Source organism: Citrobacter sp. MGH104, assembly GCF_001034485.1.
Taxonomy (GTDB): domain Bacteria; phylum Pseudomonadota; class Gammaproteobacteria; order Enterobacterales; family Enterobacteriaceae; genus Citrobacter; species Citrobacter freundii.
Genome location: NZ_KQ089818.1, coordinates 1,156,077 through 1,180,519, shown reverse-complemented (window position 1 = coordinate 1,180,519; position 24,443 = coordinate 1,156,077). Strand labels below are relative to the sequence as shown.

20 protein-coding genes are annotated in these 24,443 nt (G+C 54.7%); 10 read left to right on the top strand and 10 right to left on the bottom strand.

Annotated elements, in window-relative coordinates; genetic code table 11:
* The first annotated feature begins 292 nt into the window (after positions 1–292).
* The 4 genes from qseE to glnB are packed head-to-tail and all read left to right on the top strand — an operon-like array spanning position 293 to position 4,222.
* On the top strand, positions 293–1,723 hold the full coding sequence (qseE, locus tag SK34_RS05500) for a two component system sensor histidine kinase QseE/GlrK (protein WP_003847077.1): 1,431 nt from the start codon (positions 293–295) through the stop codon (positions 1,721–1,723).
* A gap of 22 nt (positions 1,724–1,745) precedes the next feature.
* On the top strand, positions 1,746–2,489 hold the full coding sequence (qseG, locus tag SK34_RS05495; RefSeq protein WP_003847079.1) for a two-component system QseEF-associated lipoprotein QseG: 744 nt from the start codon (positions 1,746–1,748) through the stop codon (positions 2,487–2,489).
* Positions 2,489–3,823 carry a two-component system response regulator GlrR gene (gene glrR, locus SK34_RS05490; protein WP_305764162.1) on the top strand — a complete coding sequence of 445 codons (1,335 nt, stop codon included), beginning with the start codon at positions 2,489–2,491 and terminating at the stop codon, positions 3,821–3,823. Before qseG ends, glrR begins: the two co-directional genes overlap by 1 nt.
* A 60-nt stretch (positions 3,824–3,883) precedes the next feature.
* The gene (gene glnB / locus SK34_RS05485; RefSeq protein ID WP_002914032.1) at positions 3,884–4,222 is read left to right on the top strand and encodes a nitrogen regulatory protein P-II; all 339 of its coding nucleotides are present in this window, start codon (positions 3,884–3,886) and stop codon (positions 4,220–4,222) included.
* Between the two features lie 101 nt (positions 4,223–4,323).
* Here glnB and hmpA read toward each other — a convergent pair whose 3' ends face one another.
* Positions 4,324–5,514, bottom strand: a complete 1,191-nt coding sequence (gene hmpA / locus SK34_RS05480) for an NO-inducible flavohemoprotein (RefSeq protein WP_003037624.1) — start codon at positions 5,512–5,514, stop codon at positions 4,324–4,326.
* 326 nt (positions 5,515–5,840) lie between these two features.
* Between hmpA and glyA the strand changes: the two genes are divergently transcribed.
* The gene (gene glyA, locus SK34_RS05475) at positions 5,841–7,094 is read left to right on the top strand and encodes a serine hydroxymethyltransferase (RefSeq protein WP_003037627.1); all 1,254 of its coding nucleotides are present in this window, start codon (positions 5,841–5,843) and stop codon (positions 7,092–7,094) included.
* A gap of 92 nt (positions 7,095–7,186) precedes the next feature.
* Here the strand turns inward: glyA and hcaD are convergent, their stop codons facing one another.
* From hcaD to hcaE, 5 genes are read right to left on the bottom strand one after another with little or no spacing between them, the layout of a single operon-like run.
* Positions 7,187–8,389 (bottom strand): phenylpropionate dioxygenase ferredoxin reductase subunit, encoded by a 1,203-nt coding sequence (gene hcaD / locus SK34_RS05470; protein ID WP_048232559.1) that lies wholly within the window; start codon positions 8,387–8,389, stop codon positions 7,187–7,189.
* A 9-nt stretch (positions 8,390–8,398) separates the two neighbouring features.
* On the bottom strand, positions 8,399–9,211 hold the full coding sequence (gene hcaB, locus SK34_RS05465; RefSeq protein ID WP_003037631.1) for a 3-phenylpropionate-dihydrodiol/cinnamic acid-dihydrodiol dehydrogenase: 813 nt from the start codon (positions 9,209–9,211) through the stop codon (positions 8,399–8,401).
* Entirely contained in the window at positions 9,208–9,528 is a 321-nt protein-coding gene (gene hcaC, locus SK34_RS05460; protein ID WP_003838408.1) for a 3-phenylpropionate/cinnamic acid dioxygenase ferredoxin subunit, read from the bottom strand. The genes hcaB and hcaC overlap by 4 nt, the downstream gene beginning before the upstream one ends.
* Positions 9,528–10,046, bottom strand: coding sequence for a 3-phenylpropionate/cinnamic acid dioxygenase subunit beta (hcaF, locus tag SK34_RS05455; protein ID WP_048232558.1), 519 nt, complete (start codon positions 10,044–10,046; stop codon positions 9,528–9,530). Before hcaF ends, hcaC begins: the two co-directional genes overlap by 1 nt.
* Positions 10,043–11,404 carry a 3-phenylpropionate/cinnamic acid dioxygenase subunit alpha gene (gene hcaE, locus SK34_RS05450; protein ID WP_003838413.1) on the bottom strand — a complete coding sequence of 454 codons (1,362 nt, stop codon included), beginning with the start codon at positions 11,402–11,404 and terminating at the stop codon, positions 10,043–10,045. The genes hcaF and hcaE overlap by 4 nt, the downstream gene beginning before the upstream one ends.
* A gap of 135 nt (positions 11,405–11,539) precedes the next feature.
* Between hcaE and hcaR the strand changes: the two genes are divergently transcribed.
* Positions 11,540–12,433: a DNA-binding transcriptional regulator HcaR gene (hcaR, locus tag SK34_RS05445; RefSeq protein ID WP_044701979.1), complete on the top strand. Its 894-nt coding sequence runs from the start codon at positions 11,540–11,542 to the stop codon at positions 12,431–12,433.
* 3 nt (positions 12,434–12,436) lie between these two features.
* Here the strand turns inward: hcaR and SK34_RS05440 are convergent, their stop codons facing one another.
* Positions 12,437–13,630: an ROK family transcriptional regulator gene (locus SK34_RS05440; RefSeq protein ID WP_003847091.1), complete on the bottom strand. Its 1,194-nt coding sequence runs from the start codon at positions 13,628–13,630 to the stop codon at positions 12,437–12,439.
* A 114-nt stretch (positions 13,631–13,744) separates the two neighbouring features.
* Here SK34_RS05440 and SK34_RS05435 point away from each other — a divergent pair, with 114 nt between their 5' ends.
* The 4 genes from SK34_RS05435 to SK34_RS05420 all read left to right on the top strand — a co-directional run bounded on the left by SK34_RS05435 (position 13,745) and on the right by SK34_RS05420 (position 20,603).
* The gene (locus SK34_RS05435; RefSeq protein WP_048232554.1) at positions 13,745–17,011 is read left to right on the top strand and encodes a DUF5107 domain-containing protein; all 3,267 of its coding nucleotides are present in this window, start codon (positions 13,745–13,747) and stop codon (positions 17,009–17,011) included.
* Between the two features lie 73 nt (positions 17,012–17,084).
* A complete protein-coding gene (locus SK34_RS05430; protein ID WP_003838420.1) occupies positions 17,085–18,524 on the top strand; it encodes a sugar porter family MFS transporter in 1,440 nt (479 codons plus the stop codon).
* Complete coding sequence (locus tag SK34_RS05425) at positions 18,524–19,366, top strand: aldose 1-epimerase (RefSeq protein ID WP_048232551.1); 843 nt, start codon at positions 18,524–18,526, stop codon at positions 19,364–19,366. Before SK34_RS05430 ends, SK34_RS05425 begins: the two co-directional genes overlap by 1 nt.
* 88 nt (positions 19,367–19,454) lie before the next feature.
* Positions 19,455–20,603, top strand: a complete 1,149-nt coding sequence (locus SK34_RS05420) for a 3-phenylpropionate MFS transporter (protein ID WP_003037650.1) — start codon at positions 19,455–19,457, stop codon at positions 20,601–20,603.
* On the opposite strand, the gene csiE is transcribed toward SK34_RS05420, so the two are convergent.
* The 3 genes from csiE to SK34_RS05405 form a co-directional block, all read right to left on the bottom strand.
* Complete coding sequence (gene csiE, locus SK34_RS05415) at positions 20,598–21,875, bottom strand: stationary phase inducible protein CsiE (RefSeq protein WP_003037652.1); 1,278 nt, start codon at positions 21,873–21,875, stop codon at positions 20,598–20,600. The genes SK34_RS05420 and csiE overlap by 6 nt on opposite strands.
* A gap of 323 nt (positions 21,876–22,198) precedes the next feature.
* Positions 22,199–22,798: a KpsF/GutQ family sugar-phosphate isomerase gene (locus SK34_RS05410; RefSeq protein ID WP_003838425.1), complete on the bottom strand. Its 600-nt coding sequence runs from the start codon at positions 22,796–22,798 to the stop codon at positions 22,199–22,201.
* Positions 22,795–24,432 carry an FGGY-family carbohydrate kinase gene (locus SK34_RS05405; RefSeq protein WP_048232549.1) on the bottom strand — a complete coding sequence of 546 codons (1,638 nt, stop codon included), beginning with the start codon at positions 24,430–24,432 and terminating at the stop codon, positions 22,795–22,797. The genes SK34_RS05410 and SK34_RS05405 overlap by 4 nt, the downstream gene beginning before the upstream one ends.
* Positions 24,433–24,443: the final 11 nt, after the last annotated feature.

Below are 24,443 nucleotides of genomic sequence, written 5' to 3'. Positions count from 1 at the left end.
GTTAATAAAGTGTTTTGAATATTGGCACAGATGCTGCATAATATTAACCAGTGGCTCATTCACCTTCTTATGTCAGCCCCTTCGGGACGTGCTACATAAACTTCGAATGACGCACAACAAGGTGCCTGCCGTCCAACATCTGATATTAGCGAAGCTCATATCAACCTCCGGGCGAAACGTCGAGTTAGGCACCGCCTTATTCCGCAACAAAGCCGGGTTAATCCCGGCTTTGTTGTATCTGGCGTTCCCCTCAGTTAGCATCAACCTATTCCTGTCCATTGAGAGTAACGCCTTGAAGCGCTGGTCAGTTTTCCCCCGATCTTTACGTCAATTGGTGATGTTGGCATTTTTGCTGATCCTGTTGCCGTTGTTAGTTTTGGCCTGGCAGGCATGGCAAAGTCTGAATGCCCTGAGCGCGCAGGCTGCGCTGACGAACCGCACCACGCTGATTGACGCCAGACGCAGTGAAGCGATGACCAATGCTGCGCTGGAGATGGAGCGCAGCTATCGGCAATACTGTGTGCTTGATGACTCAACGTTGGCCAAGGTCTACCAAAGTCAGCGTAAACGCTACAGTGATATGCTGGATGCGCATGCGGGGGTGTTGCCAGATACCAAGCTCTACCAGGCGTTGCGTCAGGATCTTAACGATCTCGCGCAGTTGCAGTGTAAAAACAGCGGTCCTGACAGTGTGTCGGCTGCACGGCTGGAAGCGTTCGCCAATGCCAATACCGAGATGGTGCAAGCGACGCGTACCGTCGTCTTTTCTCGTGGCCAGCAGTTACAGCAGGAAATAGCCGAACGCGGGCAGTTTTTTGGCTGGCAGGCACTGGTGCTGTTTCTCCTTAGCCTGGCGATGGTGCTGTTGTTTACCCGTATGATTATCGGTCCGGTGAAGGGCATCGAACGGATGATCAACCGTCTGGGAGAAGGGCGCTCGCTGGGCGATAGCGTATTATTAACTGGGCCCCGTGAGCTGCGATCCGTGGGGCAGCGTATTATCTGGTTAAGCGAACGCCTCTCCTGGCTTGAGTCGCAACGGCATCAGTTTTTACGCCATCTTTCTCATGAGCTGAAAACACCGCTGGCGAGTATGCGTGAAGGTACCGAATTGCTGGCCGATCAGGTAGTGGGCCCGTTAACACCGGAGCAAAAAGAGGTGGTCGGCATCCTCGATGACAGCAGCCGCAACTTGCAAAAACTGATTGAGCAACTTCTCGATTACAACCGTAAGCTGGCGGATGACGAGGCTGAGCTTGAAAGTGTGGAAATCGCGCCGCTGGTGGAAAGCGTTGTTTCTGCGCATAGCCTGCCCGCTCGCGCCAAAATGATACATACTGATGTTGCGCTTGCGGTGAACGCCTGCCTGGCAGAACCGATGCTGTTGATGAGCGTGCTGGACAATCTTTATTCCAATGCGGTGCACTACGGCGCTGAATCCGGTAACATTTGGATCCGCAGCAGTTTGCATGGATCAACGGTATACATCGATGTAATGAATACCGGCACACCGATCCCTGAAGCAGAACAGACCATGATCTTCGAGCCTTTTTTCCAGGGTAGCCATCAGCGAAAAGGGGCGGTAAAAGGAAGCGGGTTGGGGCTAAGCATTGCCAGAGATTGCATTCGCCGTATGCGGGGCAAACTGTATCTGGTTGATGACCACGCGCAAAACGTTTGTTTTCGCATAGAACTGCCGCTAGCTGCTGCGAAAAATCACTAAAATAAACCTAAGTCTGGTGAGTATGCCATACGTTGTTGCCCGAATGCTTAAACGACATTTTCTTCATCGCGTCATCCTCGCAAGCCTGCCGTGCCTGGCACTGGTTGGTTGCGTCCCTAACGCGGTGAATCATATTATCGGCGATCCTTCGCAGGAGAAAATTCCGCCTAATCAACTGGCGGACTACCTTGCAACCGACTGTACGGATATCTGGTCGCTGTCTGGCCAGTCCACAGAAACCAACCCGCTGTACTGGCTGCGGGCGATGGACTGTGCCGATCGCATGATGCCGGTACAGGCGCGCAGTGAAGCCAGTGCTCAGCTCACGGATACCTGGCAGAGCGCTTTCAAACGCGGGATCCTGCTTGATAACGCCCGCATTACCCCGCCTGAACGGCGAGAGGCAGTTACGCGTCTCGACGCGTTAAGCCCACAAATTCCGAGTCAGGTTCGACCGCTTTATCAGGCCTGGTTCCGTAATCAAATGTTGCAGTTACAGCTTGCCGAAGAGCGCCTGCGCTACAGTAAGCTCCAGCAGTCGTCAGACAGCGATCTCGATACGCTGCGGCAACAGCAACAGCATTTGCAGTCCCAGCTCGATCTCACGACCCGCAAGCTGGAGAATCTGACCGATATTGAGCGCCAGCTTTCAACGCGCAAACCTGCCGGTAACTACAATCCTGATGCGCCGCACGGGAACGATAAACTCACTACGCCTGATAACGAAGAAGGCGCAGCGCCGTCTGCCGATGAGGTTACGCCATGATAAGCCGTAAGCCCGCGCATCTGCTGTTGGTGGATGACGATCCGGGCCTGTTGAAATTACTTGGAATGCGACTAACCAGCGAAGGCTACAGCGTCGTGACCGCGGAAAGTGGGCAGGAAGGGTTACGGGTACTGAACCGTGAAAAAGTGGATCTGGTTATCAGCGATCTGCGCATGGATGAAATGGACGGCATGCAGCTGTTTACTGAAATCCAGAAAGTGCAGCCGGGCATGCCGGTGATTATCCTGACCGCTCACGGCTCCATCCCGGATGCCGTTGCGGCGACCCAGCAAGGGGTCTTCAGTTTTCTCACTAAGCCAGTCGACAAGGATGCGTTATATCACGCGATTGACGGGGCGCTGGAACAGTCTGCGCCTGCTACTGATGACAGTTGGCGTGAGTCCATAGTCACCCGCAGCCCGCTGATGCTACGTCTGCTGGAACAGGCGCGAATGGTGGCGCAATCGGATGTTAGTGTCTTGATCAACGGCCAAAGCGGAACCGGGAAAGAAGTTTTCGCCCAGGCTATTCACAACGCCAGCCCGCGCAACCACAAGCCCTTTATTGCCATTAACTGTGGCGCGCTGCCGGAACAACTGCTGGAGTCGGAACTGTTTGGTCATGCGCGTGGCGCTTTTACCGGCGCGGTGAGTAATCGTGAAGGGCTGTTTCAGGCCGCGGAAGGCGGCACGCTTTTTCTCGATGAGATTGGCGATATGCCTGCGCCGTTACAGGTGAAACTGCTGCGCGTATTGCAGGAACGAAAAGTCAGACCGTTGGGCAGTAACCGCGATATCGACATTGATGTGCGGATCGTTTCTGCGACCCACCGCGATTTACCCAAAGCGATGGCTCGGGGCGAATTTCGCGAGGATTTGTACTATCGCCTCAACGTGGTGAGCCTGAAGATCCCTGCGCTGGCCGAGCGTACGGAAGATATTCCTCTGCTGGCGAACCATCTGCTGCGCCAGTCTGCTGAACGGCACAAACCGTTCGTACGCGCCTTTTCAACCGATGCCATGAAGCGGTTAATGACCGCCAGCTGGCCGGGCAACGTGCGTCAACTGGTTAACGTAATTGAGCAGTGCGTGGCGTTGACCTCTTCGCCAGTGATCAGCGACGCGCTGGTGGAGCAGGCGCTGGAAGGGGAAAACACCGCGCTGCCGACATTTGTTGAGGCGCGTAACCAGTTTGAGCTCAACTATCTGCGTAAGCTGCTGCAAATCACCAAGGGCAATGTGACTCACGCGGCAAGAATGGCGGGGCGCAATCGCACCGAATTCTATAAGTTGCTTTCTCGACACGAGCTGGATGCAAACGATTTCAAAGAATAAATCTGCGGATTATGTTAGCTTTATTCGATCAAAAGACAGGCGACCTTTTCAAGGAATAGCATGAAAAAGATTGATGCGATTATTAAACCCTTCAAGCTGGACGACGTCCGCGAAGCGCTGGCAGAAGTCGGTATCACCGGGATGACGGTAACGGAAGTGAAAGGCTTTGGCCGTCAGAAAGGCCATACCGAGCTGTACCGTGGCGCGGAATATATGGTGGATTTTCTGCCGAAGGTAAAAATTGAAATTGTGGTTACCGACGACATCGTCGATACCTGCGTCGACACCATTATCCGTACTGCCCAGACCGGCAAGATCGGCGACGGTAAGATTTTTGTCTTCGACGTGGCTCGCGTTATTCGTATTCGTACCGGTGAAGAAGACGACGCGGCAATCTAAGCCGCGCCGTTAATTTGTCGGCCTGACAAGCGTAGCGCATCAGGCCGAGTGATTGCCGGATGGCGGCGTAAACGCCTTATCCGGCCTACTCGCGTAATACATTACAAGACTTTATGCGGACCGAAGCATTCGTAATGAATGTTCTCGTTTTTCACGCCCAGGCCGACCAGCTGCTTCGCGGCGAACTGCATGAAACCAACCGGACCGCACAGATAAAACTGCATCGCCGGATCGCTGATTGCGCTTTCCAGCTTGTTCAAATCCATCAGACCTACGCTATCAAACGCACCTTTCGCGCGATCGGCTTCGGTTGGCTCACGATACCAGGTGTGCGCACTAAAGCGTGGCAGCGTTTTGCCGAGTTCATTTACTTCATCAGCGAAGGCATGTACATCGCCATTTTCTGCCGCGTGGAACCAGTTAACCTGCGCCGTATGCTTCGCTTTCGCCAACGTGTCCAGCATCGCCAGCATTGGGGTTTGTCCCACGCCCGCGGAGATCAGAGATACCGGGGTGTCGGTCGCGACGTCCATAAAGAAATCGCCCGCAGGTGCGGCCAGGTGAACAACGTCGCCAACATTCGCATGGTTGTGCAGCCAGGTGGAAACCTGACCACCGTCTTCACGCTTAACGGCAATACGATAGCCTTTGCCATCAGGCTTACGGGTCAGTGAGTACTGACGAATTTCCTGATGCGGGAAACCTTCCGGCTTCAGCCAGACGCCCAGGTATTGTCCCGGATGATATTCAGCTACTGCGCCACCATCGACAGGTTCAAACTCAAAGCTGGTGATCAGTGCACTGCGTGGGGTTTTTGCCACGATGCGGAAAGGACGGGTACCTTCCCAGCCGCCATTTTTATTGGCATTTTCGCTATAGATTTGCGCTTCACGGTTGATGAAAACGTTCGCCAGTACGCCATACGCTTTACCCCACGCATCCAGAACTTCCTGGCCTGGGCTGAACATTTCGTCCAGCGTTGCCAGCAAATGACCACCCACGATGTTGTACTGCTCTGGTTTAATCTGGAAACTGGTATGCTTTTGCGCGATTTTCTCAACCGCTGGCAACAGCGCCGCCAGGTTTTCGATATTGCTGGCATACGCGGCAATCGCGTTAAACAGAGCCTCGCGCTGATCGCCATTACGCTGGTTACTCATGTTGAAAATTTCTTTCAGCTCTGGGTTATGCGTAAACATGCGATCATAGAAATGTGCGGTCAGCTTCGGACCTGTTTCAACCAGCAGGGGAATGGTGGCTTTCACTGTAGCGATGGTTTGTGCGTCAAGCATACGGTCTTCCTTTATCTGAGACTTTAATGATGTATGTCAAATGCATCTTATAAAAAATACCCCTGCATTGTAAATGGTTCTTTGTAACTTTGCGTTGTAAAGGTTACATCGTGAAAAATCTGCATCACAAACCTGAAAAGAAATCCGTTGAAATTCAGCAGACCTTTGTTCTCCAAAGCCTTGCGTGCCGTGAAGGTAATCGTTTGCGTAAAATCCTTTGTCAAGACCTGTTATCGAAGAATGATTCGGTTATACTGTTGGCCGTCGTCCAACGGGACTGCCTTTTTAGGCCGAAATTCTATTGTTAGCTGAGTCAGGAGATGCGGATGTTAAAGCGTGAAATGAACATTGCCGATTATGATGCCGAACTGTGGCAGGCTATGGAGCAGGAAAAAGTACGTCAGGAAGAGCACATCGAACTGATCGCCTCCGAAAACTACACCAGCCCGCGTGTTATGCAGGCGCAGGGTTCTCAGCTGACCAACAAATATGCTGAAGGTTATCCGGGCAAACGCTACTACGGCGGTTGCGAGTACGTTGATATCGTTGAGCAACTGGCTATCGATCGTGCAAAAGAGCTGTTTGGCGCTGACTACGCTAACGTACAGCCGCACTCTGGTTCTCAGGCTAACTTCGCTGTTTACACCGCTCTGCTGCAACCGGGCGATACCGTTCTGGGTATGAACCTGGCACAAGGCGGCCACCTGACTCACGGCTCCCCGGTTAACTTCTCCGGCAAACTGTACAACATCATCCCTTACGGTATTGATGAGTCCGGCAAAATTGACTACGAAGACATGGCGAAGCAGGCCAAAGAGCACAAACCGAAGATGATCATCGGTGGCTTCTCTGCTTACTCCGGCGTTGTTGACTGGGCAAAAATGCGTGAAATCGCTGACAGCATCGGTGCATACCTGTTCGTCGATATGGCGCACGTTGCGGGTCTGATTGCCGCTGGTGTTTATCCGAACCCGGTTCCACATGCACACGTTGTGACCACCACCACCCACAAAACCCTGGCGGGTCCACGCGGTGGCCTGATCCTGGCGAAAGGCGGTGACGAAGAGCTGTACAAAAAACTGAACTCTGCTGTGTTCCCAAGCGCGCAGGGCGGCCCGCTGATGCACGTGATCGCAGCGAAAGCCGTGGCGCTGAAAGAAGCGATGGAGCCTGAGTTCAAGGTTTACCAGCAGCAGGTTGCTAAAAACGCCAAAGCGATGGTGGAAGTGTTCCTGAACCGTGGCTACAAAGTGGTTTCTGGCGGTACTGAAAACCACCTGTTCCTGCTGGATCTGGTTGATAAAAACCTGACCGGTAAAGAAGCTGATGCCGCGCTGGGCCGCGCTAACATCACCGTTAACAAAAACAGCGTACCGAACGATCCGAAGAGCCCGTTTGTGACTTCCGGTATCCGTATCGGTTCTCCGGCAATCACTCGCCGTGGCTTCAAGGAAGCGGAAGCGAAAGAGCTGGCTGGCTGGATGTGTGACGTGCTGGACAACATCAATGACGAAGCTGTAATCGAGCGCGTCAAAGGTAAAGTTCTGGATATCTGCGCACGCTTCCCGGTTTACGCGTAAGCCATACTGATTGCTGGATGGCGGTGTAAACACCTTATCCGGCCTACAGGTAACTCACATGTAGGCCGGATAAAAGAAGTGCCATCCGGCAGTTATATTGACTTAAGCAAGATTGTTTCATCGACTAAAGCCGCCATTGGTGGCTTTTTCTTTGCCTGAATCCATTTTCTCAATAAACGTATTTCTCGGCCCTGATTCAACGTTACTGCGCCGACAATCACGCCATCCTGAAGGTTAAACCATATTGCTTTATGCGCATCTGAATTGCCGCGTATGAACCAGCTTTCTCCCTGCATTTCGCCAACAAATTGTAGGTTGTCATTAAATTGGTCGGTCCAGAACCAGCCAGGTGTCTTCTCCGGCAACGGCAGATTTAGCATTGCGGCGGCAGCAATCTGCGCCTGGAAGTTAGCATTTTCCCAGCTTTCTACCCGGCGCAGTGAACCGTCCGGTTGGCGAGTGAGCGCTACGTCACCGGCGGCGAAAATGTCCGGATCGGAGGTGGTGCAGGCGCTATCAACGATAATGCCGTTCGCCGTCTCCAGCCCCGCTTCGCGGGCCAGCGCATCATTGGCCACGATACCGATGCCGTAAACCATCGCATCGGCCAGCAGCGTCTCGCCGTTTTGCAGCGTCAGCGAGAGAAACTCTCCCGCTTCGGCGTGTTCAATGGCGCTGTTGAGTAACACCCGCACGCTCGCCTGCTGGTGGCGGGCAAGCAGGTAGTCGCGCACCGGAGCAGGCGCGTTACGGCCCATGACCGTTGGTGCCAGCTCCACCACTGTCACCTGACAGCCTCGTTGAGTCGCGCTGGCCGCCAGTTCCAGACCAATGGTGCCCGCACCGACAATGACAATCGACTTACCCGGCAACAAAGTGTCGCGCAGGCGCTCGGCATCAGCGGCATGACGCAGAGTAAAGCATCGATCGCCCAGCTTATCCAACAGCGGAAGGGGGCGTGCCGCAGCGCCCGTCGCAATCAGTAACCGATCCCATGGATAACTCTGCCCATCAGCCAGCACCAACTGATGCGTTTGGCGGCCGAGCGTCTGTACAGTAACACCCAGATGCAGCTGTACGTTGTGTTCCCGCCACCAGTCAGCGGGGAGTATCGGCTGAAGTTGCGGATTGTCGTCCAGCAGCATCGCTTTGGAGAGCGGTGGACGTTCATAGGGCTGATGCTGTTCATCGGAAAACAGGTGTAATTCGCCGTTAAATCCCTGCTGGCGCAGTGCGGCAGCAGCCATAGCAGCAGCCTGGCCGCCGCCGACGATAGCGATAGTTTTTTGGTTCATAACGCCTCCTCAGAGATCCAGTCCGGCGGCAACGTGACGAATACCGCGAATACCCAGACCGGCGTCGGCATTGATCATTACGCCACTTAATGTGCGGTTGTTGCGTTTTGACGCCAGCATCACATACGGGCCGGTAAAATCCGCAGGTTCAGGGAAGAACTGTAGCGGCAAAATAGCGGCGATTTTTTCTGGCGTCAGCGACTGCATAATCGATGTATCGTTTTGTCCCAACGCCTGCGGGCCGCGTAGATCTGTCGCCATACCGCACGGACCGACACCGTTAACACGTACCTTTGGCGCCAGCTCGTAGGCCAACTGGCGAATCAGCCCGGTAGCTGCATGTTTAGAGGCGGTATACAACGGCCCGCCGCCGCCGGGATACCACGACGCATTGGACAGGGTAAAGATGATGCTGCCTTCGCTGGCGATAAGTGCGGGGGCACAGGCTTTCGCCCCCAGCAGATAACCCAGCACGTTGACGTTAAACAGCTCATGAAAGCCGCTCTCCAGTGCGTCTGCAGGCGTATTGACCAGCGAGGCGTTGTGATCCCATATGCCCGCATTACCGATAAAACAGTCCAACGTACCGTAATTCATCAGGATTTGATCCACCGCGCGCTGATAGTCGGCGTAGCAGGTGACGTTGCCTTCGATTGCCAGTACATGTTCGCCAAAGCGCTGACGCAGACTGGCAACTTTAGCTGGCGACAGTTCCAGCGTGGCGACCCGCGCACCTTCTTCGATGAAACGCTCGACCAGCGCCAGGCCAAGGCCGGAGCCGCCGCCAGTGATAAAGACCACGTTATCGCGTAAATCGCTCATCTGGCGTCCTCCGGAATATCAACAAACACATCGCTACCGTCCACATATACTGCGTAGGTGGTTAGCGGATCGGTGGCGGGTAAACACAACGCCTTGCCGGTTTTCAGGCAGAAGCTGGCGGCATGCAGTGGGCATTCCACCGTAGCGTCTTCTTCCAGATAACCTTCCGACATCGAGGCGTTACCGTGGCTACAGCGATCGTTAATGGCATAGAACTCGCCGCCAACATTGAACAGCGCGATGACGGGCGAGGTATCAAGCCGGAGCGCTTCACCCTCCGGCAAATCCCCTACAGGGCAGGCAAATACACGGCTCATCAGAACAGTACACTCAGGTTATGGGAGGTGATCACCGCTTGATCCAGCACGATCTCACGCGCCAGTAAGCGCCACTCATCGCCGGGCAAACGACGGACTTTGTCCACGCGCGTGCCGACGTAAAACGTCTCGTCCCGCTCTTTTTGCGCGCGATACAACAGATAGTTGAGGCGCACGGCGAACACGTCGGGCACATCGGTTTCGCTGATTTGTAAGTTACTAATCAGATGACGGGTACGCGACGGCGGTTCTTCCGCCCAGGCCATGCCGGTTTCCAGCCGCGCGATGCGGCGCTCAAGCTGGTCTTTGTTGTCGTTGAAAATCCAGGTGGTTGGTGGCTGCACGCCTTTGCGGCGGTCGCGCGTCTGGGCGTTGACCGTGGTACGCATGGTGTAGCGAATGTCGTCATCCAGCTGCGCCAGCCAGTCGCGAAACTGCCAGTCGTCGAGCATACGCGCTTCTTCATACAGAAACTGGCTGATGCGATGATGCAGTTCGAGAAAAACTAAAGTGCTCATTTCATCACCTCCTGCTGGTAGGCGGCGGTTTTCTCGTGCACTTCCTGCCAGCTTTCGCTGCTGAGCAAATCGGCCCAGCGTTGGTACATGCCACGCGCGGCGGTTTCAGAAAAGATGTAGTTGGTGATCCCCGGAATGCCGTCTTCACGACGTTTCTCCTGGCCAAGCCCCATTTCCAGACACAATTTCGTGTTGCGTGCGCGATGACCTTTCAGCAGTTTTTGAATTTCACACCAGTTTTCCGAGTCGTCCTGCTCCAGGAACCCGGCGGGGCCAAAAGCCCGCGTGGCGCTGTTTTCAAACGCGGCTTTCACTTCATCAGAGGCGGCTTTATCGGTAATACAGAACGCCCACACCTCAACCTGATCCGGCCCACGCGGGTGCCAGACGCGCAGCGTGGCGGTACCGTTGAGCCAGGAAAGCGTTGGGAAAATGTTGTTGTGACCGGCCAGACGCAGGGCGCGAACTTTACCCAGACGCTGCTCGGCTTCCGCGTAGGTGTCGCGGTAGTAGCTGGAGACCTCACCGTCGACCCAGACGTTGGCATCGGGATTTTCAGTAAAGAAAAATCCGCTGCCGTGCCCATCCTGACCGAACTGTAGTGCGTCTTTGGCGGTTTCCCACACCGGGCGGGCGGTCTGACCATCGCCGAGGCGCTTATCGCTACCGTCGTCTTTCGCCCCCAGCACCTGCACCGCAGAGGCATGACTGAACAGCGCGTGATACTGGTCGCTGGCAAACTGTTCGGCGGGGAATTTCCAGTTACAATCGATGGTCCACTTTTGTACGCCACCGACGATTTCGGTGCCGCCTTCACGGCGGTCGAGCACGCCGTCGAGATACCAGGCGATGTCACCGAGATAATCGCGAAGCGTTGGTGCGGAGGTATCCCAGTTGCCGAAAATCAGTCCCTTGTAGCTCTCTACGCCAGGCACTTCATTCAGTCCCCAATGCGATTTGCATAAACCTTGCGGATAAGCGCGCGGCTCCAGCGGCACGTCGATCAGCTCGCCGTTAATGCCGTACGACCAGCCGTGATACGGACAGGTGAAGGCGCGGGTATTGCCGCAGTCGGCGTAGCTGACGCGCATCGCGCGGTGGCGACACTGGTTGAGAAACGCTTTGATGCTGCCGTCTTTCTGGCGAACCACCACAACCGCATCCTCGCCCATGTAGGTGTTAAAAAAATCACCGGGTTTGGGGATTTGGCTTTCGTGGGCGAGAAATAACCAGCAGCGTCCGAAGATGCGTTCCAGCTCCAGTTGGTAAATTTCAGGGTCGGTATAAATTCGTGGGGTTACGCGACCGTTTTGCGTGTCGATCAGTTGGTAGATGTCTAAATTTGAGGGTGTGGTCATATTTTTTAATCCTGAAAGCTAAGATGTATTGACCTTCTTTTTTTGTACCTTAAGGATGTTGCTGGTTAGTTATCAATCTGTGAAATAGTAAATTTCTACCAGTTGAGACATTTTTTCGATAACAAGGAGAAGGGCATGGAACTGAGGCACTTACGCTATTTCGTAGCAGTGGCGCAGGCGCTGAATTTCACCCGAGCGGCAGAAAAGCTGCATACCTCTCAGCCGTCGTTAAGCAGCCAGATCCGCGATCTTGAAACCTGCGTGGGCGTTCCGTTGCTGGTGCGGGATAAACGAAAAGTTGCGCTGACGGCGGCCGGTGAGTGCTTTTTACAGGATGCGCTGGCGATCCTCGAACAGGCGGAAAACGCCAAAGTTCGTGCCCGTCGAACGGTGCAGGAAGATAATCATTTCTCCATTGGCTTTGTCCCTTCCGCAGAGGTCAATCTGTTGCCGAAGGTGCTGCCTTTGTTTCGTTTAAAACAACCGGATACGCACATTGAACTGGTGAGTCTGATCACCACCGAGCAGGAAGAGAAGATCCTCAGCGGAGAGCTGGACGTTGGCTTAATGCGCCACCCGGTGTACAGCCCGGATCTCGATTATCTGGAGCTGATTCATGAGCCGTTGGTAGTTGTGTTACCGGTGAATCATCCGTTAGCTAATGAGCAGGCAATCTCCGCAGAACAACTACACGGCGTGAATTTTGTCAGTACCGATCCGGCCTATTCCGGCGCGTTAGCGATGATTGTCAAAAACTGGTTTCAGCAGCAAAAAAGCCAGCCTAACATTGTGCAAGTGGCAACCAACATTCTGGTGACCATGAACCTGGTCGGCATGGGGTTGGGGGTGACTTTGATACCCGGTTATATGAATAATTTTAATACCGGACAGGTGGTTTTTCGGCCAATTATTGGTGATGTCCCAACCATCGCGTTGCTGATGGCGTGGAAAAAAGGATCTCTCAAACCGGCACTGACCGATTTTATCGCCACGGTACATGAACGTTTGGCCGTGAGTCTGACGGTGTAATGGTTACAACTCGCTGAGCTGTGACTCGACATACAGATAGCCAATTCCCATGAGTTGCTGGGCACGATTGAGCTGGCCGAAGCTTATCTGAGTCGCTCTGGCGCGCGGGTTATCACCGTGATCAAACGGGTTAAACCCAGTTTGCTGCACCAAGGTATTGAGCCAGCTATCGCCAAAAGCACAGCTACGACCGTACAACCATATCTGATTAATATTCAGTATATTCAGAAAGTTATATAAACTAAGCCCAATGGCGTTGGCGGCATGCTCGGCCCAGGCCTGAATACGAACATCACCGTTCTGCCAGGCAGTAATAAGCTGGTCGGTGGTGAGCGTTTCCGGATCGTAAAGGGACGTCGGCTGCGATTTCATCCACACGCGGGCCTGTTTTTTCAACGCGCTCAATGACGCCACCGTTTCCAGACAGCCATAGCGACCGCAGTCACAGGCAATTCCATCGGGATGAACGATGGTGTGTCCAATCTGGCCGCTGCCATACAGACTACCGCGCCAGATATTGTCGTTAATCACAAACGATGAGCCGATACCGTAATCAACGTTAATCACGCAAAAATCACCGTTAGCCGCTGGGTTTTGCCATTTTTCGGCCAGCGCCAGCATCACGCAGTCATTGTCCAGGCGGACCTGTACGCCAAGCATCTCTTCCAGCAGATATTTTATTTCCACCGGTGTTTTCCACGGGGCCTGGGGCATGGTTTTTGATGCGCCGGTGATCGGATCAACCTGGCCGTGAACGCCGAGCGCCAGATTAATCGTGACCTCGGGAAATTGTCGACGGTATTCCCGCCAGTGTGCAGCCAGGGCTGACAGCAGCGCTTTGGGGGTTTCCGGCTTAATGACTTCATGACGCCAGTCGCCGATGGCAACCAGCCGTGCGTCCGCCAGTTGGCTGGTGATACTGGTAGGGGTGACGTTGATACATAGCGTCCATGCGCCTTTTTCTGGCAAATGATAGCTGCCGCTGCTCAAACCGCGCTGGCTTAAGGTTTTTCGCGAATGACTGATCCTCCCCTCATCCATTAGCTCTTCGAGGATATTGCTGACCGCCGGGATCGACAGGCTGGTGAGCTGCGCCAGCTGTGACTTGCTGAGCTGCTTTTCCCGCCACAGGTGCGACAAAAAGATCTGCTTATTCGCCTGACGAACCCTGGCGTTGTTGAACCCCGAACGCTGCATTCACTTAACTCCCTTAACTATATTGCGTGAGCATTGCGCATTTTAGCGCCACTTAATTGCCGCAGAATAGCATCAAGTTGAATTTTTACTTTTGCTTATTGAGTGGAGAGCGGCATGTACGGTTCAGTTAAAGTCTGGCAAGAAACGATAACCCTCCCAACGTGGACGGCGGGTGAAGAAGATGCCAACCCAATGTTTCTGGAAAAGCGGGTTTACCAGGGATCTTCTGGCGCGGTGTATCCGTATGGCGTGATTGATACGCTGACCGGCAAACGTGAAATGCGCGACTATCAGGCGGTGTGGATGGAGAATGACTTCATTCGCGTCATGCTGTTGCCGGAGTTAGGCGGGCGTATTCATCGAGCGTATGACAAAGTACAGCAACGCGATTTTGTCTACTACAACGAAGTGGTGAAGCCCGCTCTGGTTGGTTTGCTTGGGCCGTGGATCTCTGGTGGCATTGAATTTAACTGGCCGCAGCATCATCGCCCAACCACTTTTATGCCAGTCGATTTTACGCAGCAGCAGGGTGAGCATGGCGAATATACCGTATGGATGGGTGAGGTAGAACCTATGCGCGGTTTACAGGTGATGACCGGATTTACGCTGTATCCGGATCGCGCCCTGATCGAGATAACCGGGAAGGTGTTTAACGGTAACGCTACGCCACGCCATTTTTTATGGTGGGCGAATCCAGCGGTGAAGGGCGGCGACGATCACCAGAGCGTGTTTCCGCCGGATGTGACCGCAGTATTTGACCACGGTAAGCGTGATGTTTCTGCGTTTCCTATCGCCACCGGTACATACTATAAAGTGGACTACTCGGCTGGCGTGGATATCTCGCGCTACAAAAACGTGCCGGTACCGACCTCCTACATGGCTGAAAAATCAGATTATGATTTTGTTGGCGCATGGCATCACGGTGAGCGAGGCGGTCTGCTACATGTGGCTGACCACCACGTTTCGCCAGGGAAAAAACAGTGGACCTGGGGCTATGGCGACTTTGGCGTTGCCTGGGATCGTAACCTTACCGATGACAACGGTCCTTATATTGAACTGATGACCGGGGTCTTTACCGACAACCAGCCGGATTTCACCTGGCTTGCGCCGTACGAAGAGAAAGTCTTCGTACAAAACTTCCTGCCCTACAGCGAACTGGGCGTGGTGCAAAACGCCAGTACGCAGTTGGCGCTTCGTCTGGTACGTGAGAGTAACCAGCTTTCTGTGGGCGTTTATGCGATTGCGCCACTGCACGACGTGCAGATTACGCTTTCTGCCGATGGACAACAGTTCTATGAGCATACGCTGACCCTGGAGCCTGGACAAAGCTGGCTGGCTGATGTGTCTGACGATAATCATGCGCGGGTAACGATGACTGTCACTGGCGCCGATGGCACTACGCTTTTGCAGTACGAAGAGCACATCGCGCAAGAGTTACCACTGCCATCGGCGGCCGTCGCGCCAGCGCTGCCAGAAGCGCTTTCTAATACCGATGAACTCTATTTTATTGGTCAGCATCTGGAGCAGTACAACCATGCCAGCCGCTATGCCGAAGATTATTATCGCCGCGCGCTGGACGTTGATCCGCTGGACTACCGCAATAATGTGGCCCTGGGGACGCTGGCGCTAAACCGCGCGGACTGGGCGCTGGCGGCACAATGTGCCGGCAAGGCGCTGGAGCGGGCGCATAAGCTCAATAAAAATCCGCGTGATGGCGAGGCGAGTATGCTGCTGGCCGCCGCACAGGAACGTCAGGGCGATGATGACAGCGCGTGGGATAATTATTATAAGGCCAGCTGGAGCGGCAACTGCCGGGATGCGGCTTTCTGGTCGTTAGCGCGTCTGGCGATGAAGCGTCAGGACTACGCTGGCGCATTGGAAAAGGTGGAGCAGAGCCTGCGCTTTAACGGCAGTAATAACCTGGCGATGGGATTGAAAGCGCTGGCGCTGGCAAAGCTTGATCGCAATGCGCAAGCGCTGGACTACATTCGCCAACAACTGGTGGATTATCCGCTGAGCTATACCCTGCACTATGCGCGCTGGGCTATCTGCCAGGACGAGGCGACAGCGCTTGCGCTGATCTCGATTACCGGGCGTCGCGGGACCAACGCGTGTGAACTGGCAGGCTGGCTGACCTCTTTGGGGCAAAAGGATGCTGCCCGTGGTGTGCTGGAACTGCTCGACAGCCAGGAAACGCTGCCGATGCTGTGGCGCGCCTCGCTGAGCGATAATCCACAATCCTTCATTGAACGTGCTCGTGAGTGTCTGCAAAACCGCGTGCGTTTCCCCAATACGCTGGATGAAGTGCAGATGCTGCAAACTCTTGAGCAAAGCGCTTTTGCCCGCTATTTACTCGGCTGTTTCTGGTACAGCAAACGGCGTTATGCCGAGGCGGTTTCCTGCTGGCAGTTCACGCTTGTGCAGGAAGCGGATTTCGCTCCGGCGCATCGTTTACTGGGGATTTACGCCTGGAACAAACTGCACGATGCACAGCAGGCGAAACAGTATCTGTCGCAAGCCGTGGCGCTGGAGCCGCAAAATGCCCGCTTCCTGTTTGAACTCGACTATCTCAACAAGCTGATGGCACAACCGGCTGAACAGCGTCTGCAGCGGCTGGAAGCCAGCAAAGAGATTGTTTTCCAGCGTGATGATCTGACGGTGGAACTGCTCAGCTTGTGGAATGGGTTGGGGCGCTATGACGATGCCGCCGCAGTATTACGTGAGCGGGTGTTCCATCCGTGGGAAGGCGGTGAAGGTAAAGCCACCGGGCAATATCTGCTTAATCAATTACATCGCGCGCTGGCTGCCGTGCAGTCCGGCGACCCGCAAACTGCTATTACGCAACTGCAACAGGCGCTGCACTATCCGAAAAACCTCGGGGAAGGCCGTTTGCCAGGGCAAACGGATAACGACATCTGGTATTTGCTGGGGTATTGCGCGCAGCTGCAAGGCCATTTCGAAGAATCTCAGCGCTACTTCTCCCGTGCGACGCGCGGCGGAAGCTCACTGGATGCCGGACGTTACTACAACGACCAGCCAGTGGACTATCTCTTCTGGCAGGGTATGGCGCAGAGAAAACTTGGCGATGATGCAGAGGCGGACGCTCTGTTCAATAGCTTCCTGCAATGGGTTGAGTCGCATCACGACAACGTGCCGGATGTTGATTTCTTTGCCGTATCGCTACCCGACCTGGTGGTGCTGGATACCTCAGCAGAAGCAAAACACCAGCAACACTGCCTGTTTATCAATGCGCTCGGGCATCTGGGGCTAGGAAATAGCGCCGCCTGTCAGCGTGAACTTGATGAACTCCTGCAACTCAATCCGGCACATGACAAGGCATTACTGCTGCGTCACGCCATTAACGTAAGGCTTTTCCAGTAATACCCGAAACGGGTGGGGGATAACCTCACCCGAAACCTACTGTACCCTGCGTTTCCCTGAAAGAGGAATCATAATGAATAACGCGCAGACACATTTAAAGATTGGTTATGTCTGGACTATCTGCCTGGTTGCGGCCTGCGGAGGTTTACTGTTTGGCTATGACTGGGTGGTGATCGGCGGGGCAAAACCCTTCTATGAAGCATATTTCTCGATTACCGATCCGGCGCAATCCGGCTGGGCGATGAGTTCCGCGCTGGTTGGTTGTATCTTTGGCGCACTGATTTCCGGCTGGTGCGCCGATAAATTTGGCCGAAAAATGCCGCTGATTCTCTCAGCTATCCTGTTTAGCGCTTCTGCTTGGGGAACTGCCGTCGCCAGCAATTTCGACATGTTTATTGTCTATCGCATTGTGGGCGGCGTGGGGATTGGTCTGGCGTCTGCGCTAAGTCCGCTGTATATCGCCGAGGTCAGCCCCGCTGAAAAGCGAGGTCGCTTTGTTGCCGTTAACCAGCTCACCATCGTCATTGGCGTGCTGGCGGCGCAGCTTATCAACCTGATGATTGCCGAACCTGTTGCCACAGGCGCTACGCAGCAGGCAATTGTTGAAAGCTGGAACGGTCAGACAGGCTGGCGCTGGATGTTTGGTGCTGAATTAGTGCCTGCGGTAATTTTCCTGGTGCTGATGTTCTTTGTACCTGAATCGCCGCGCTGGCTGGTGAAAGCGGGCAAAGCCGATCGTGCGCGTGCCATGCTGCAGCGCATTGGTTCGGCGGAATATGCCGGGCAAACGCTGAAAGAGATTGAACATACGCTGCAAAAAGATAATCACAAGGTCGCGTGGTCAACGCTGTTACAACCGCAGATCAAACCGATCGTGATTATTGGCATGGTGCTGGCAGTGTTCCAGCAGTGGTGTGGGATCAACGTTATTTTCAACTATGCGCAGGAGATCTTCGCCTCTGCCGGATTCGACATCAACGGTACGTTAAAATCGATCGTGGCGACAGGGATCATCAATCTGGTCTTTACCCTTGCCGCTCTGCCGTTAGTGGACAAAATTGGCCGTCGTAAACTGATGCTGTTCGGCGCGTCAGGATTGACGGTTATCTACGTACTGATTGCCGGGGCGTACGGGTTGGGCATTATGGGCTGGCCGGTTCTGGTTCTGGTGCTGGCGGCAATCGCGATTTATGCTCTGACGCTGGCGCCGGTGACCTGGGTGCTGCTATCAGAAATTTTTCCCAACCGCGTGCGCGGGCTGGCAATGTCGCTGGGGACGCTGGCGCTGTGGATTGCTTGTTTCCTGCTGACCTATACCTTCCCGCTGCTCAATGCGAGTCTGGGCGCGTCGGGAAGCTTCCTGCTGTACGGTGTGATTTGCGCGATGGGTTTCATCTATGTTCTGCGTAATGTACCGGAAACCAAAGGCGTGACGCTGGAAGCGCTGGAAGAACAGCTGGCGGCGCAGCATACAAAAGTTGGTGCATCAACCCAACCGCGAAGCGCCCGCTAATGGATGGTCTGCTGACGCTACAAAACGCACATCTGCGGATGTGCGTCGATCCGCAGGGCGGTTCTCTATTAAGCCTGGTTTCGTTACAACACCAACAGGCCATTTTACGCGAAGGTCATGGTCAGCAGCCTGGTGATTGCGGCCTGTTCCCGATGCTGCCGGTCGCGAATCGGGTGGCGGGAAATCGTTTTATGCTGCGCGGTGAAGAGGTGGTTTTACCTCAACATGGCGCAGACGATACTTTCTTCCTGCACGGTGACGGCTGGCTGCAACGCTGGCAGATTATTACCGCTACCCAAAGCGGCTGTTTGCTGCAGTTGCGCAGTTGGCACCCCTGCGGCTACGACTATACGGCGCAGCTTTGCTATCAACTGGAAACCTCAAGCCTGCACGCCTCGTTGACGCTCACCCATTGCGGTGAGCAGCCAATGATTTACGGTTGTGGGTTCCATCCGTTTTTCGCCTTTGATAAGCGCAGCACGGCGCAGTTCACCGCCGGCGGTTACTGGCCGGAGGGGGAACAGCATCTGCCGCTGGAATGGCAACGCGATATCCCTGCAGTGGCGGATTTCAAGCATGCGCAATACGGTGAGGATAGCTGGCTGAATGTCGGATATTCTGGCTGGAGCGGGCGGGCCGTTATTCAGCGAGATGTGATGAAAGTCACGATTTTAGCGCAAACTCCGTGGTTGATGCTGTTCAGAATGTCGGGTGAGGAGTTCCTGTGCCTGGAGCCGCAAACGCATCCGGTGAATGCCCACAACATGCAGGGGAAGCCGGGATTGCAGGTTTTAGCGCAGGGAGAACGCTGCCATTTTGCGATGCAAATTAGCGTCGAATAGGGCAAAAATCATGTTATCTGCCTGTTAATGCTCTCTTGCGCCAGCCTGCGTTTGTCGCCAGACTATCGCCTCCAAACGGGAGGGATTCATGGCTTTGCATTCCACGCGCTGGCTGGCGCTCGGTTATTTCACCTACTTCTTTAGCTACGGTATCTTTCTGCCTTTCTGGAGCGTCTGGCTCGAAGGGTTAGGGCTGACGCCGGAAACCATCGGTTTACTGCTGGGCGCGGGGCTGATTGCCCGTTTTCTCGGTAGCTTGCTGATTGCACCGCGTGTGAGCGATCCCTCTCGGCTGATCTCAGCGTTACGTATTCTGGCCTTATTGACGTTGGTGTTTGCGCTGGCCTTCTGGGCGGGGACCAACGTGGCGTGGCTGATGGTGGTGATGGTCGGCTTTAACCTGTTTTTCTCGCCGCTGGTGCCGCTGACCGATGCACTGGCCAACACCTGGCAAAAACAGATAACCATGGATTACGGTCGGGTGCGACTGTGGGGATCCGTGGCCTTTGTGATCGGCTCTGCGTTGACCGGCAAACTGGTGAGCCTGTTCGACTATCGGGTGATCCTGGTCCTGTTATCGCTTGGCGCCGCCTCAATGCTGCTGGGCATGATGATTCGCCCGAGCGTGCAGCCAGCGGGTGAAAACCGTCAGCAGGAGAGCGCGGGATGGCCCGCCTGGCGCGCGCTAATAACCCAAAGCTGGCGTTTTCTGGCCTGCGTGAGTCTGCTGCAGGGCGCACATGCAGCTTATTACGGTTTCAGCGCCATTTACTGGCAGTCTGCCGGGTATTCCGCTTCGGCGGTGGGCTATTTATGGTCATTAGGCGTGGTGGCGGAAGTGATTATTTTTGCGCTCAGCCACAAGCTGTTCCGCCGCTTTAGCGCTCGCGATCTTCTGCTGCTTTCCGCCGTTTGCGGCGTGGCGCGTTGGGGTCTGATGGGCTGGAGCACAGAGCTGCCATGGCTGATTGTGGTGCAAATCCTGCATTGCGGAACGTTTACCGTCTGCCACCTGGCGGCGATGCGTTACATTGCTGCGCGACAGGGCAGTGAAGTGATTCGTCTCCAGGCGGTATATTCTGCGGTGGCGATGGGCGGCAGTATCGCCATCATGACCGTTTTCGCCGGCTATCTGTACCAGAACCTGGGCAGCGGCGTATTCTGGGTGATGGCGCTGGTGGCGCTACCAGCTATCGTTCTGCGCCCGAAAGTGGTGGCGCAGCCTGCGACGTTATGATTCAAGGATTTTGCGGATCTGCTGCTGCTGGTGAGACGTAAGCGCCAGATCCGCATGAATCAGCGGGGGAGAAAACAGCGGTAGCGGCGTGGTGTACGGTGTAATAATCAGCGTTACGCCACGCGGCGCTCCCTCTTTTTGAAAGTCCTGCATCGGCATATGCTTTACGTTGAGCGGCAGCAGCGTCAGTTCGCGCAGCTGTTGCTCTATATGCGCTTCAAGTTGTTCGTTACTACCGGTCAGCAGGATAATCTGCTTTTCGTGCAAATCCTTCTCCTGCATCAGCCAGGCGCCGAAAATAACGGCGACCAGGCCGATCTCTTCTTCTGAAAACTGGACATCGTATTCCGCTTCAAAGCCGTGAATCGCCTCGCGGGTAGTTCGAACCAGCCGGGGATAAAGTCGGCTGAACTCCTCCGGTAGTGTGTTATCAATGCCGATGGCAAATACGCTGCGGTTCAGTGCCTGGGCCAGGTGGATATACAACTGGTCATTCAGCCCTTGCTCGTCGCTGAAGCGCACGTTGCCATACTCGCGAAAACGCAGCACCAGCCGCGCAATAGCAAGGCGCAGGCGGCGATCCTGCTGGTGATTATCGCGGATCGGGTCGGGGATGCGGATCATTGAGAATAACAACGCCATAAACAGCGATTCGCCCAGCGGCGCACTTTGCATGACGTGGCGCTGCCAGTGGCGGCCAATTTCCTCGGCGAGCGGATACTCAGCGCAGGATTGCGCCCACCGTTGCTGGAGTGGATTAAACTCCGGGGTGATCCCCGCGTGGTGCTGTAGCAGACAATATTGTAAATACAAGCGCAGGAACTGGATGTCACGACACTCAAACGGCTTCTGTAAGCGCCGGGAGCACAGATTGATGAGCGCATGCAGATTGGTGTCGTCATACAGCGTACGTGCGATACCTTGTTGTTTAAGAGCAATTTTTAAAGTGGGCGTGAAATGCTGAGCGATAAAAGTAGGGCAAATCCGCAGGCCACGGCGCAGCCACTGCAACAGACACAGACGCTGATTTAGCGGGGTTCCTTCGATCGCATAGCCACCATTCTGCGCTGTGGCTATCGTGAGCCGGTGATAGCGCTGGATTTCGAGCCCTGCGCCAATAATATCTTCCTGAACCGTGGCATCATCGACACCATTGAGGCTGCTGAAGGTTTGTGTAGTCGCGATTTGCCCCGGCAGGAAAAGCGTCAGCAGAACCTGGCAACGGCGCTGGGGAGCGGAAAGTACAGATGGCGGAGCAAGCGTTGACATCATCTGTAGGGTCTCCCGTAAGTATGTTTGATAAGAATAGCTAAAGTTTGCTCATAGATTTGAGGAATGGAATGCTTTCCACCAGGAATGCTGGAGAGCGTCACAGAATTTTTAACGTGCGGAACAGATAGCGGTAGTGGAACGCAGCGCGTTAATCCGCTTTTTCACTGCTTTATCTTTTTGTTGAGATATAAAAAATGCCAGAGGGGGGAATGCTGGCGGAGGGAGGTATGAAAATGCTATCGCAGAGAAGTGAAAAACCTAAAGTGAACGTAGCAATACGACGGAGGCAACAGATTCATTACCTCCGTAACAGCTGTCTGGCGTTACTTCTCACGACTCAACGTTAATCCCACATCGCCGCCCGGATGTACCGCCAGCAGCGTTTCCTTTGAGTAGCCGCTCTCGCTCATCAGACAGGCACAGGCGGCGTCAAAGATAGCAAGCACCAGTAAAATGGAGGTGGTGGCTAACATGTTCAGCGGGTCGGCCTCTCGCTGAACGCCAGTGGAAATCACTAGCTTCGATGCTTTAGCGATGGCCGAATCGGCGTTTTCAGTCACGCTCAGGATGGGCACATTCCTCGCAGCCAGTCCGGGCAGCAGCCGGGTGAGCTCGTCCGAATTCCCCCCGCGTGACAGCATAATCACCAGGTCGTCGGCGCGTAAAAAACCGAGATCGCCATGTGCTGCGTCCGTCGCGTTGAGGTAAATCGCCGGACGTTCCACGCAGGCAAGCATATGTGCGACTTTACGCGCTGCAATGCCAGAGGTACCGACGCCGGTGACGACGATTTTGCCCTGACAACCGCGCAGCTCCGCCATCAGCGACTGCCAGACAGGTTCAGTCAGATGCTGCCCCAGACCCGCCAGGGCATCGCTATAGAGCTGGAATACGCCGCTGGCCTGAGACCAGGAGTTACTCATGCGTCCTCCTGCATCAACTGGCGGTATTTCATATGATCCTGATACATCTCGTGGAATACCCGATATTTGCGATCGTAGTACTGCTTAATGCGGTTGGTCTGCGGGGTGACCGTTTTACCAATCCGGCTCATCGCCGACATTGCTTCCGGGAAGGTATCGAATACGCCCGCGGCGATAGTCCCCATCATGGCGCCACCCAGCAGCATGGCTTCGCTCTCTTCAGGCAGCAGCATCGCACAGCCGGTGGCGTTGGCATGCTCCTGAACGAAGATCGGGTTTTTCGTCCCGCCGCCGCTGGCCATAATGGTATCGATGGTGTAGCCGCTTTGATTCATCGTTTCAATGATATGACGGGTTCCCAGCGCAATGGACTGGATGGTCGCGAGGTACTGTAACGCCATATCTTCCGGCGTGCGCGACAGCTTCAGTCCGGTGATAGCGCCTGTGAGCGTTGGGTTGGCGCGCGGTGAACGGTTGCCGTGGAAATAGGGCAGGATGTGCATATCGCGGGTTAAAAATGCGATATCTTCCGGCTCACCGGCCATTTTACGCAGCAGCGCATTCAACACTTCATAAATGGTCTGCCCTTGAGATTTCGCCTGGGTCAACAAGGTTTCGTAACAAGGATGCGACTGAATAACGTGGTCGATTAACGCCCCGGTTGCCGACTGTCCACCTTCGTTAAGCCAGTATTCTGGCAGCACTGCTGAGTAGTAAGGCCCCCAAACACCGCCGATAAAACGCGGCTCTTTGGAAATCGCCATGTGTCCGGTAGAGGTGCCGCCAATCAGCGCGACGCGGCGGTCAAAATCCGCCACCTCGCCAGAGACACCGCTCGCGCCGAGCGTGCCGAGCGTACCGGCGTGGGCATCGATGATCGAGACGCTGACAGCGGTCCCCGGAATCAGCCCCATTTCGCTGGCGGCGCGCGGAGAAAGACCATGACCGAGCGGTTCGCCCATGGTTTTCACGTAGCGACCAATTTTGGCAGCATCATGTTCCAGCAAGTCTTCCAGCCCAATCTGGCGGAAATAGCTGGCATCCCATTTGTCTTCATGGCCCATATAGGTCCATTTACACACCGTCGAGCACAGTGAGCGCGTGTCATCGCCCGTTGCGCGCCAGGTCAGGAAATCGGGCAGGTCAAAGTAGTATCCCGCATTGGCCCAGGTGTTGGGCATATGTTGCTTCAACCACAGCAGTTTGGGCGTTTGCATTTCCGGGGAGATAATACCGCCAACGTAGTCCAGCACCCGATGATGCAGGGCGTTAATGCGCTCAGCCTGAGTAATGGCGCGGTGATCCATCCACACAATGATATTCTGTTCGCTGCGCCCGGACGGACTAATGGTCAGCGGTTTACCTTCTTTATCCAACACCACCAGTGAACAGGTCGCGTCAAAGCCCAGACCTTTCACCTGGATAGGGTTGATATCCGACTGGTTAATCGCATCGCGAACCGCGTTACACACTGCCTGCCAGATGTTATCGGAAGACTGCTCAACAAAATCGGCCTGCGGGCGGTAAATCTCGATGGCCCGACTGGCCTGGCCGACCATTCTGCCGTTGAGATCAAACACGCCAGCACGGGCGCTTCCGGTTCCGACATCCACACCAATAAAGTAACTTGCCATAATTTTTTCTC